At 42.9% G+C, this 12,084-nt stretch carries 11 protein-coding genes; all 11 read left to right on the forward strand.

The features are described from left to right. Positions 1 to 2 precede the first annotated feature (2 nt). The 11 genes from rfbB to G9F75_RS01660 all read left to right on the forward strand — a co-directional run bounded on the left by rfbB (position 3) and on the right by G9F75_RS01660 (position 12,066). Positions 3 to 950 (forward strand): dTDP-glucose 4,6-dehydratase, encoded by a 948-nt coding sequence (rfbB, locus tag G9F75_RS01610; protein WP_021494763.1) that lies wholly within the window; start codon positions 3 to 5, stop codon positions 948 to 950. 20 nt (positions 951 to 970) lie between these two features. Beyond that, positions 971 to 1,819 (forward strand): dTDP-4-dehydrorhamnose reductase, encoded by an 849-nt coding sequence (gene rfbD, locus G9F75_RS01615; RefSeq protein WP_015418465.1) that lies wholly within the window; start codon positions 971 to 973, stop codon positions 1,817 to 1,819. Beyond that, positions 1,816 to 2,271 (forward strand): dTDP-4-dehydrorhamnose 3,5-epimerase family protein, encoded by a 456-nt coding sequence (locus G9F75_RS01620; protein WP_003150986.1) that lies wholly within the window; start codon positions 1,816 to 1,818, stop codon positions 2,269 to 2,271. The genes rfbD and G9F75_RS01620 overlap by 4 nt, the downstream gene beginning before the upstream one ends. Positions 2,272 to 2,629: 358 nt before the next feature. After that, positions 2,630 to 3,556: an ABC transporter ATP-binding protein gene (locus G9F75_RS01625; RefSeq protein ID WP_025649399.1), complete on the forward strand. Its 927-nt coding sequence runs from the start codon at positions 2,630 to 2,632 to the stop codon at positions 3,554 to 3,556. Positions 3,557 to 3,620: 64 nt separating this feature from the next. Next, positions 3,621 to 4,325: an ABC transporter permease gene (locus G9F75_RS01630; protein ID WP_167408893.1), complete on the forward strand. Its 705-nt coding sequence runs from the start codon at positions 3,621 to 3,623 to the stop codon at positions 4,323 to 4,325. Between the two features lie 20 nt (positions 4,326 to 4,345). Continuing rightward, positions 4,346 to 5,212, forward strand: a complete 867-nt coding sequence (locus G9F75_RS01635; protein ID WP_167408894.1) for a DUF4097 family beta strand repeat-containing protein — start codon at positions 4,346 to 4,348, stop codon at positions 5,210 to 5,212. 191 nt (positions 5,213 to 5,403) lie between these two features. Then, on the forward strand, positions 5,404 to 6,102 hold the full coding sequence (locus tag G9F75_RS01640) for a response regulator transcription factor (protein ID WP_014419158.1): 699 nt from the start codon (positions 5,404 to 5,406) through the stop codon (positions 6,100 to 6,102). A 1-nt stretch (position 6,103) separates the two neighbouring features. Continuing rightward, positions 6,104 to 7,039, forward strand: a complete 936-nt coding sequence (locus G9F75_RS01645; protein ID WP_025649398.1) for a sensor histidine kinase — start codon at positions 6,104 to 6,106, stop codon at positions 7,037 to 7,039. A gap of 231 nt (positions 7,040 to 7,270) precedes the next feature. After that, complete coding sequence (locus tag G9F75_RS01650; RefSeq protein ID WP_014419156.1) at positions 7,271 to 8,557, forward strand: Glu/Leu/Phe/Val family dehydrogenase; 1,287 nt, start codon at positions 7,271 to 7,273, stop codon at positions 8,555 to 8,557. A gap of 207 nt (positions 8,558 to 8,764) precedes the next feature. Next, positions 8,765 to 10,312: an L-glutamate gamma-semialdehyde dehydrogenase gene (gene pruA / locus G9F75_RS01655; RefSeq protein WP_022553947.1), complete on the forward strand. Its 1,548-nt coding sequence runs from the start codon at positions 8,765 to 8,767 to the stop codon at positions 10,310 to 10,312. A 71-nt stretch (positions 10,313 to 10,383) separates the two neighbouring features. Next, positions 10,384 to 12,066 carry a M20 family metallopeptidase gene (locus tag G9F75_RS01660; RefSeq protein WP_022553946.1) on the forward strand — a complete coding sequence of 561 codons (1,683 nt, stop codon included), beginning with the start codon at positions 10,384 to 10,386 and terminating at the stop codon, positions 12,064 to 12,066. Positions 12,067 to 12,084: the final 18 nt, after the last annotated feature.

Genomic DNA, 12,084 nt, shown 5'->3' on the forward strand with positions numbered 1-12,084 from the left:
TCATGCCAAAATCATATTTAATTACAGGCGGCGCCGGATTTATCGGCCTTACCTTCACAAAGATGATGCTGAAAGAAACGGACGCGCAGATTACCGTCCTGGATAATCTCACGTATGCAAGCAGGCCGCTTGAAATAGAAGCCTTAAAAAAGAACGGCCGTTTCCGTTTTATCAAAGGTGACATTTCTAAAAAAGAGGACATTGACAAAGTCTTTTCCCACATGTATGACGCTGTCATTCATTTTGCGGCTGAATCCCATGTGGACAGAAGCATAAATCAGGCAGAGCCGTTCATCACAACAAATGTGATGGGCACATACCGACTGGCGGACGCGGTGTTGCAGGGAAAAGCCGGCAGGCTGATTCACATTTCCACAGATGAGGTGTACGGAGATTTGGCGCCGGATGATCCCGCTTTTACAGAGACGACGCCGCTTTCTCCGAACAATCCGTATTCCGCCAGCAAGGCAAGCTCAGACCTGCTCGTCATGTCTTATGTGAAAACTCATAAGCTTCCAGCCATCATTACAAGATGCAGCAACAATTACGGGCCGTACCAGCATCACGAGAAAATGATTCCGACCATTATCAGGCATGCCGTAAACGGCACGCCGGTTCCGCTGTACGGCGACGGATTGCAGATCAGAGACTGGCTGTTTGCCGAAGACCATTGCCGCGCCATTAAGCTCGTCCTGGAAAAAGGAACACTCGGTGACATTTACAATATCGGCGGAGGAAATGAACGGACGAATAAAGAGCTTGCGTCATTTATCATGAAGGAGCTCGGTGTCGAGGAACGGTTTGCTCATGTCGAAGACAGAAAAGGGCATGACCGCCGCTACGCCATCAATGCTTCAAAGCTGAAAAATGAGCTGGGATGGCGGCAGGACGTCACATTTGAAGAAGGAATGAGAAGAACCATTCGCTGGTATACAGACAGCCAAGACTAATCGGAAAGAAGGTGATCCGATTGACGAAGGTATTAGTAACCGGAGCGGCCGGCCAGCTGGGGCGGGAGTTATGCCGCCAGCTGAAGCGGGAAGGGTATGAAGTGATCGCCTTGACAAAAGCGATGATGAACATATCCGACCAGCGTTCGGTGCGGCACTCGTTCAGCCATTACAAGCCGGATATCGTCGTCAATACGGCGGCATACACCTCCGTTGACAAATGTGAAACGGAGCTCGACAAAGCGTATTTAATAAACGGAATCGGCGCTTATTATGCCGCGCTTGAGGCTGAAAACACCGGCGCGAAATTCATTCACATCAGCACCGATTACGTCTTCAGCGGCAAAGGAACACGGCCATACCAGACCGACGATCCCGCAGATCCGGGCACGATTTACGGAAAAAGCAAAAAACTCGGCGAAGAACTGATCCGGTTAACGGGAAAAAACCACACCATTATCAGAACATCGTGGGTGTACGGCAGCGGCGGGCACAACTTTGTCAATACGATGCTGAAACTTGCGGATACACATGATCAGGTGCGTGTCGTTAACGATCAAGTCGGCGCACCGACGTACACAAAGGATTTAGCCGAAACGGTGATCGGTCTGTTTGACAGGCCGCCGGGCTTATATCACGCCGCAAACAGCGGAGTGTGCAGCTGGTATGAATTTGCCAAGGCTATTTTTGAAGAAAGCGGCAGAACCGCCGCCGTGCTGCCCGTCACGACGGAGGAATACGGAAATGAGACGCCGCGCCCCGCTTATTCGGTGTTGAGTCTTGAGTCGATTGAACGGCAGGGGCTCGGCATGAGGCATTGGCGGGAAGCGCTGCATGATTATTTACAAAGGGAGGGACAGTGCAAGTGATCGAAGGCGTAAAAATCAAAAAGCTGATCAAACACAGCGATGACCGGGGTTTTTTCTCAGAACTCGTCCGTGACGATGAACATCTCTTAGAGCGTTTCGGGCAGGCTTCCTGGTCCAAAAGCTATCCCGGCGTCATTAAAGCATTTCACTATCATGAGAAACAGGATGACCTGTGGTTTTTTCCGACGGGCCACGCCCAGGTCGTGCTCCATGACCTTCGCGAAGAGTCGGCAACCAAGGGAGAAACGGATGTCTACTACATGGGAGAAGACAATCCGATGCTCCTTCTCATTCCCAAAGGCGTCGCACACGGGTACAGAGTGCTGGGCGAAACCCCGCTGACCATTATTTATTTCACGACGATGTCCTACAATCCGGATCAGCCTGACGAAAAAAGAATTCCGTGGAATGATGACACCATCGGATTTGACTGGCAGACGGCTCACCGGTAGCGCACAAGACGAAGACAGCGGATGTCTTCGTTTTTTTGTGCTGATGTTAGCATTTGCTGTGAATGGAGCTAGTGAATAAGATACGACCGTCGACTATCATGATTGCTGGCCTGAAGGACAATTTCATCAAAAATGTCTTGGAAGATGTCGGTTAATCCTTAATGGAACCAAAAATTAAAAGATTCTTATTTTCTTCTCCTATGAAGAACATACATCCTAAAAAACAATAAATGATTTATAGAATGGGGATAGGATTAGGATTTAATTAGAAAAATCTTAAGAAAAAAGTAATATTTGCTTAAGGGAAAAGAGAACTTTCCTTTATATAGTAGGAGTATATATGGAAAGGGGAAAGCGAATGACATACATCTTAAAAACGAGTCAGCTTACAAAAACATTTAAAGGAAAAGAAGTTGTTTCCGGGGTTAATATGCACGTGAAAAAAGGGGAGATTTATGGATTCTTGGGTCCCAATGGTGCAGGTAAAACAACCATTATGAAAATGATTACCAATTTAATCAAGCCAACAAGTGGGGAAATAGAAATTTTCGGTGAGAAATTAACAGATACGTCATTTGAAGTTTTAAAACGAATGGGCACCATTATTGAATATCCCATTTTCTATGACAACCTCACTGCTAAAGAAAATTTAGATTTCCATTGTGAATATATGGGCTATTACGATAAAAAATCCATTGACCACGCTATCGAGCTTGTAAAGTTACATAATATTGATAATAAAAAAGTGAAAGAGTTTTCTTTAGGAATGAAACAAAGGTTAGGAATAGCCAGAGCTATTTCTACAAGACCAGAACTTCTCATTTTAGACGAGCCGATTAACGGTCTGGATCCAATAGGTATAAAAGAGTTGAGGGATCTCTTTAAGTTACTTTGCAGAGAATATGGAATTACATTATTAGTCTCCAGTCACATTTTAGCCGAAATGGAACAAATGTCAGATACTGTTGGTATCATACAGAATGGCAAGTTAATAAAAGAAGTTTCTATGAAGAGTATAAACGGAAAACAAACAGAGTATGTAGAGGTAAAAGTCCAAAATATAAAAAAAGCGTTATATATTTTAGAGCAAAATCTGGGGATAAGAAATTTTAAAATGATTGACCAGCAATTAATTCGTATCTATGAAACAGCAGTTACACAACAAGAAATCTCTAAAGCACTTATTCTGAATGACATTGGTATAGAAAGTATAAATAAAAAACACAGTTCTTTAGAAGAATACTTCTTAAATTCTATGAATGGGGAGGGAATACACACTAGATAGATTGCCCGTCTGTGTTATGCACCTATTTGCATTGTCTTAAATTCTTCTGCTGGAGGCTATTAGCATGTTAAAACTTATGAAATTAGAGTACAAAAAACATCACTTATCACAGTATTTTAAATGGGTGGCACTTTGGATATTCATCATCTTTGCCTTAGCGGCTTTTATGGGATGGGAATCTAAAAATGAAAATGAACTTATGTTTCGTGATTATGCAGATTTTATATCTCTAACTAATATTTTAATCAGAATTGTGTTTATTTGTTTTTCTGCTGTGATTTTATCCCGTTTAGTTATTGATGAATATAAAAATAAAACAATACAATTGCTGTTTACTTATCCTTTACAAAGAAAAAAATTAATGCAAGCTAAACTATCTATTGTCTTCCTATTCTGCTTTGTAAGTATTGTTATTGCTACGTTTGTTATTAACTTGTTAATTCTCTTCGTGAGTCCGCACTTATATTTATTCGAGAAGCCTGTTGAAATGAGTGAAGTTATTTCCGCTATGCCATCGTCTCTTCTCACCGCTTTTATGATGGGAGGAGTGAGTCTGATTCCTTTATTTTTCGGCATGAGAAAAAAATCAACTTCTGCTACAATCACTTGGGCTGTCATAATCGGGGTCTTTATCAATGCAACAGTTTCCGACGGAGAAGAAACAGTCAGTTTAAGTCAATTTATTATCATTCCAATTATACTTTGTTTATTTGGTTTTTTAGTCGGTTATCTTTCTTACCGTAAGGTGGATCAGAAAGATTTATTGTAGATAAAAGGAGAAATTATACAATGAAGAAGATTATAGCATCATGTGCAGTGTTAATCGTAATCGGCGGAATTGTTTTAAGCCTTGATAAGACAGATACAAAAAACTTTAAAAAGAACGTGTCCTGCAATGTTGAAAAAATTGATACTTTAAAAGTATATACTGACTCATGGGATGTGAAGTTTAAAAAGAGTAATTTAAATAAGGCAACAATATCTGCTGAGGGGAAACAGAAAGATAAGGCTCCAGTTACATTTCAAGAAAATGGGAGAGATTTGGTCGTTAGTCAAAAAGAACAAAAGAATGGCGGCTTTTTGGATGGATTTACTTTTGGGAAGCAGGGCGGCACAATCTATATTAATGTTCCCGATTCAGGTATGAACAATATTGAAATAACCAATAAAGATGGGAATATACAATTAAGTGAAATTTCAGCTGAACATATTGTCGTTGATAATCATTCCGGTGATGAAAAAATCAATAATGTTTCGGCTCATACTGGAAAGTTTTCATCCAAGGATGGGGCGTTAAGCGTTGAAAATAGTTCTTTTGAGAAATTAAATATAACATCTGCAAGCGGCGATAACGAGATGAAGGAAATACATAGTTCCAATGTAAAGGTTACTTCTAAAGATGGAGCGGTTTCAATCAAGGACATAACAGAAGGAAAATCTTTATCAGTAAATACGAAATCAGGAGATATAGGTGTATCTTATAAAAAAGCGCCAACTTCACTTGCTGTTTTTGCTCAGAGTAATTCTGATGTAACGTTTGATCTAGATGGGCTTAATAAGAGCCATGATGGCGTAAAACTGAAAAAGGGTGAAATTGGCGCGGGAAGTAATAAAGTAAGTCTATCTAGTGAAGATGGTTCGATAAAGGTGAGATAAAAAGAGAAAAACACAAGACAACAATTCCCGCTATTGAAGAATGGTTGTCTTATTTGTTTGTATTTAAAATGTTTTGGAATATTTATCTCCTTTTGTATAAAAAATAATTATAATGAGATTAATTATCTGTATAATGATTGAAATAAACAGTGAATTAAGAATATCAGTTTTATATTTAAGGAGCGGAAAGCTTGGGTTACAAAATATTAATTGTAGAAGACGACCAATTCATAAGCGATATGGTAAGCGAAAGCTTAACGAAAGAAGGGTTTGAAGTAACAGCAGCTTTTGATGGTGAAGAAGCTTTAGACATATTGAACACCCAAAAGTTTGAGGTTATATTGTTGGATTTAATGCTTCCGAAGATAGATGGGATGGAATGTTTAAGAATGATTCGTTCCAAAAGTATGGTTCCCGTTCTTATCATGTCTGCAAAAGATGAAGATGTAGATAAGGCACTTGGTCTCGGCCTCGGGGCTGATGATTATATTTCTAAACCTTTTTCTATGCTGGAGGTAATAGCCAGAATTAAAGCAACCATTAGAAGAGAAAGACACTATAAGAGCTCCCTGTCTTCAAAGGAAGAAAAAATCATTAAAATAGGTGATTTAAGTGTTGACCTGCATGGCTTTTCTGTTAAAAAATTCAATGAAAAGATTAATCTCACGGCAAAAGAATTTAATATTTTAAAACTCTTTATTTCTAATCCTTCACAAGTATATACTAAGTCTCAACTTTATAAATCCGTATGGGAAGATGAGTATCATGGAGATGAGAATGTAATTAATGTTCATATTAGACGGCTCAGAGAGAAAATTGAGGACGATCCATCTCATCCAATGTACATAAAAACTTTGTGGGGAATCGGTTATAAGTTGGGAGATTTTTAAATTGTTTTATATGTTGGTTATTTTATTCATATGCTCTGCAGCAGTAAATATATTTCTTTTCCGAAGCCGATTAAATCTAAGGACTGAGATTAAATATATAAGAAATAAACTTCGAAAAGTTGTTAATGAAGAGACAGGCGAAAGATTATTGCTTAACACGGAAGATAAATATATAAAATCCTTGTTAATTCAAATAAACCGTCTTTTAGACCATAATCAAAAGATCAAAGGGAACTGCAATAGTATTGAACTGTCCATGCGAAAAATGTTATCAAATATTTCACACGATTTAAAGACGCCTTTAACAGTTATACTAGGTTATATTGAAATGATAAATAACGATAAAAGTCTGACTTCGGAAAAGGTTATGAGTTTACTAAAAACAGTTAATTTAAAAACGGTCGAGGTATTAGCGTTAATAAACCGTTTTTTTGAACTTGTAAAATTAGAGTCAGGAGATAAAAAATTAAATTCTTCACGAATTGACATATGTGAAGTCAGCCGAAAAATAATTTTGGATTACTACGAAATTTTAATCAGCAAAGAATTTGAAGTAGTGATTGATATACCCGATGATTCTGTCTTTGTTAGCGGAGATGAAGATGCAATTGAGAGGGTTCTGAATAATTTAATTACGAATGCAATTCAATATGGTTCCGATGGTAAGATGGTGGGTTTAAAGATCAGAATAACTGATAATGATGTTTTTGTAGAAATATCAGATAAAGGAAAAGGAATAAATGAAATGCATAAAGACCGTGTCTTTGAACGAATGTACACATTGGAGGACTCGAGAAATACCAATTATCAGGGAAGCGGATTGGGGCTGACGATTACTAAGAGATTAGTAGAGCAAATGGAAGGAAGTATATCTCTAAATAGTGTCCCCTTCAAAGAAACAACGTTTTCTGTACGTTTAAGACGTATTAAATTTTAATAAATGCAGTAAGGTTTCTTCTGTATACGTCTTCAAATCCCCTTTCTCTTTAATCTGAGAGGCTGACAACAGCCTCTTTTTTTACACACAAAAACCTGGCATGAATCTTGCATATAAAAAGGGGCGTAACGACAATGTGAAAGGGATTGATGGGTTTTGGTGTAAAAGCGCTTACATTTTGTTCTGCCGGTAATTGAAGCTTACACGTAAAATACGATGAGGTGATAAAACATGTCAGCCAACCCGCTTTCTAAAAGCAATCAGAAAGATGAAGAAAAAGAAGTTCTTAATTTGTTCTTGTCCACACAATCGATCATAAAAGAGGCCCTGCGCAAACTGGGCTATCCTGACAATATGTATGAACTGATGAAAGAGCCGATGCGGCTTTTGACCGTACGCATTCCCGTCAAAATGGACAATGGCTCAGTACAGGTTTTCACGGGCTACCGCTCACAGCATAATGACGCAGTCGGCCCGACAAAAGGAGGCGTGCGGTTTCATCCGGAAGTCAGTGAAGAAGAGGTTAAGGCGCTTTCGGTCTGGATGACTTTAAAATGCGGCATCACAAATCTTCCTTACGGGGGCGGAAAAGGCGGCATCATCTGTGATCCGCGGACGATGTCATTCGGAGAGCTGGAACGGCTGAGCCGCGGATATGTGCGCGCGATCAGCCAGATCGTCGGTCCGACAAAGGATATTCCGGCTCCCGACGTATATACCAACTCGCAGATTATGGCATGGATGATGGACGAATACAGCCGCCTGAGAGAATTTGATTCACCGGGATTCATTACGGGCAAACCGATCGTTCTCGGCGGTTCACAGGGGCGGGAGACGGCGACCGCGCAAGGCGTCACGATTTGTATTGAGGAAGCCGTTAAGAAAAAAGGGATTCCATTGGAAAATGCGCGGATCATCATTCAGGGGTTCGGAAATGCGGGGAGCTTTCTCGCTAAATTTATGCATGACGCCGGCGCCAAGGTGATCGGCATCTCAGACGCCCACGGCGCTTTGTATGACCCTGACGGCCTTGACATTGATTACCTGCTGGATAAGCGGGACAGCTTCGGCACGGTGACGAATCTCTTCTCGGATGTCATAACGAACCGGGAGCTGCTGGAAAAGGACTGTGATATTCTCGTGCCTGCCGCAATCTCCAATCAGATTACGGCTGAAAACGCCCATCACATTAAAGCCTCAATCATTGTGGAGGCGGCGAACGGGCCGACAACGATAGACGCCACGAAAATCCTGAATGAAAGAGGCGTGCTTCTCGTGCCGGATATTTTGGCAAGCGCCGGCGGCGTGACGGTGTCTTATTTTGAATGGGTGCAAAATAATCAAGGCTTTTACTGGTCTGAGGAGGAAGTCGCCGGAAAACTGCGCAGCGTCATGGTGAATTCGTTTGAATCCATTTATCAGACAGCGCATACCCACAAAGTCGATATGCGTTTGGCCGCCTATATGACGGGCATCAGAAAGTCGGCTGAAGCGGCCCGGTTCCGCGGCTGGGTATAAGTGTTATCCGCAAAGAGATTTTGCATCAGTTAGCTAGCAGATCGCAAAATTTCTTTGCGTTTTCAGATTGCAGCTGACAAATTCGGACAAGCTTCGTCCGCTTTCGGCAAAGATTTTCTTATTTTTATCACAAATTGCTATGCTGGTATGCTTCTTGCATCTTCATAAAGCGTGAGCACACATTACAAAATACGGGGAGGAATTCTAATGACAGTTTCATACGCACACGAACCATTTACAAATTTTCAGGAAGAGACAAATAAACAATCGTTTCAGGAAGCGCTGGCTTATGTGAATTCACAGCTCGGCAAGCATTATCCGCTTATCATCAACGGTGAAGCGATTGAAACGGATAAAAAGATCATTTCCGTCAATCCGGCAGATAAAAAAGAAGTGATCGGTTCTGTATCGGCAGCCGGAAAAGAACTTGCGGAAAAGGCCATGCTGGCTGCGCTGCAGGCATTTCAAACATGGAAAAAAGTACGGCCGGAACACCGCGCGAATGTGCTGTTTAAAGCGGCGGCGATCATCCGCAGAAGAAAGCACGAATTCTCCGCGTATCTAGTGAAAGAAGCCGGAAAACCGTGGAAGGAAGCGGATGCTGATACGGCGGAAGCGATCGACTTTTTAGAGTATTATGCCCGTCAGATGCTGAAACTGAAAGACGGTTCCCCTGTAAAGAGCCGTGACGGAGAATTTAATCAGTATCACTATGAGCCGCTTGGGGTGGGAATCGTCATTTCTCCATTCAACTTCCCGCTTGCGATCATGGCGGGAACGGCGGCGGCAGCCATCGTAACAGGCAACACGATACTGCTGAAACCGGCGGATGCGGCGCCTGTCGTGGCGGCGAAATTTGTTGAAGTGATGAAAGAAGCGGGCCTGCCGGACGGCGTGCTCCAATTCATACCGGGCGACGGAGGAGAAATCGGCGACTATCTGGTTGAGCATCCGAAGACGAGATTTGTGTCGTTTACAGGCTCCCGCGCGGTCGGATGCCGCATCTATGAACGCGCCGCAAAAGTACAGCCGGGCCAAAAGTGGCTGAAACGGGTCATTGCCGAAATGGGAGGGAAAGATACGGTGCTTGTAGACAGAGATGCTGATCTTGATCTTGCCGCTTCCTCAATCGTGTATTCCGCCTTCGGATTCTCAGGCCAAAAATGTTCAGCCGGTTCGCGTGCGGTCATTCATCAGGACGTCTATGATGAAGTTGTTGAAAAAGCCGTCGCTTTAACAAAATCACTCACCGTCGGAAGTCCGGAAGATTTTGATACATACATGGGGCCAGTCATCCACGAAGCATCTTATAATAAAGTCATGAGGTATATCGAAATCGGCAAAACAGAAGGAAAACTCCTGACGGGAGGCGAAGGTGATGATTCAAAAGGATACTTTATTCAGCCGACCATTTTTGCGGATGTTGATGAAAACGCCCGCCTGATGCAGGAGGAAATTTTCGGGCCGGTCGTCGCGATCTCAAAAGCCCGTGATTTCGACCATATGCTTGAGATTGCCAATAATACCGATTACGGACTGACGGGCGCTCTGTTATCGAAAACCCGCGCGCACATTGAACGCGCCCGCGAAGATTTTCACGTCGGGAATCTATACTTCAACCGCGGATGTACGGGAGCGATTGTCGGATACCAGCCGTTCGGCGGCTTCAATATGTCAGGAACCGATTCAAAAGCCGGAGGACCTGACTATCTGATTCTTCATATGCAGGCAAAAACAACGTCTGAAGCCTATTAATCTTTCGGAAATAGCGCGATGAAAAAGAGAGTCGCGCTATTTTCTCTATATTAGGGTAAGGAGGATGGAACATGTATCAGCAGCTCAGCAAAATGCTTCCGGAGGAGAAAATAGAAGCCATTACAAAATCACTGGTAGCGTTAAACAGCATCAACGGCACATTGGGAGAAGGAAAAAAAGCCGACTATATCAAAGATATGATCAAGAGCTTTCCCTACTTTCAGGAGAACCCGTCACATGTGTGGGAGCAGGCGATTCCTGAGGACCCTTACGGCCGCAAAAATATTTTCGCATTTATTGAGGGAAACGGCGACAGCCTGAATACGGTCATTTATCACGCTCATCTTGATACGGTCGGCATCGAGGATTTCGGCCCTTTAAAAGATATCGCTTTTGATTCCGACCGTCTCGCGGAGTATTTCTCAAACTATGAATTTGATCGTGATGTGCAGCGGGACGCCCGCTCAGGCGAGTGGATGTTCGGAAGGGGTTCGGTTGATATGCAAAGCGGTATTGCCGTTCATCTCGCCAATCTGCTTCACTTTTCTGAGCGGCGCGATCAGCTGCCGGGCCATATTCTGTTCATGGCAAACCCGGATGAAGAAAGCCAGCATTCCGGCATTTTAACGAGCATTTCTGAATTAAAACGGCTGAAACAAGAAAAGCAGCTTCGTTATTTAGCAGCGATTAATAACGATTTTATCACCCCGCTGTATGAAGGTGACACGACAAGGTACATCTACACGGGCGCGGCAGGGAAGCTTTTGCCTTGCTTTGCGATTTACGGGCGGGAGGTGCATGTCGGAGATACGCTGTCCGGCATCGACCCGAATTTGATCGCGTCAGAAATCACCAGAAGAATTCACAACAATATTCATATGGCGGAAAACATTGAAGGGGAGCTTGTGCTTCCGCCGACCTGCCTCTACCAGCGTGACAACAAGGAAGCGTATAACGTGCAGACCGCCGTCAGCAGCTATGTCTATTTTAATTATTTTATTTACGAGAAAACCGCCAAAGAAGTCATGGATCAGCTGACTGCGGTGGCTGACGAAGCCTGCAAAGAGACAGAACGAAAATTATCTGATTATTACGACGAATACTGTGAGAGAACGAGCCTGCCGAAAAAAGAGATGTCATGGAACGTTCAAGTGTACAGTCTGGAAGATTATCTGAAAAGGCTGAGAAGCCGCGGGATAGACCCGGCGCAGTGTATCGAGCAGGCATTTAAAACATATGAACATCTTGAACTGCGGATGAGATGCTTTAAAGCCGTCGAGGAACTGCAAAAACTCGATCCTGAGCAGGGAGCCAAGGTCATTATTTTCTATGCGCCGCCTTACCTTCCGCACAATTATCTGAAGGAAGAGAGCACACGGGACCGGCTTTTGCAGCATGTCATTCAAGAAGCCGTCGATAAAACAGCGGCATCAACCGGAGAAACATTCGCCTTTAAAAAGTTTTTCCCTTATTTAGCGGACGGAAGCTTTTTATCGCTGCATGAAACAGACGCAGAGGTCTCCGCCTTTACCGATAATTTTCCGGGCTGGGATGTCATCGGGACGATTCCTTTTAAAGAAATCAGGGAATTGAATATTCCGTCGGTCAATATAGGGGTATACGGAAAGGACGGCCATAAATGGACGGAACGCGTGTACAAGCCGTACACATTCCATGTGCTGCCGGAGCTCATTCAGCAGACGACAATGCACCTTTTGCACAGCTACCGATTAGACATACGCACAAATGGCTGACATAACGGAATAAGGGGG

It is taken from the genome of Bacillus sp. EKM208B, from assembly GCF_011800725.1.
Classification (GTDB): domain Bacteria; phylum Bacillota; class Bacilli; order Bacillales; family Bacillaceae; genus Bacillus; species Bacillus velezensis.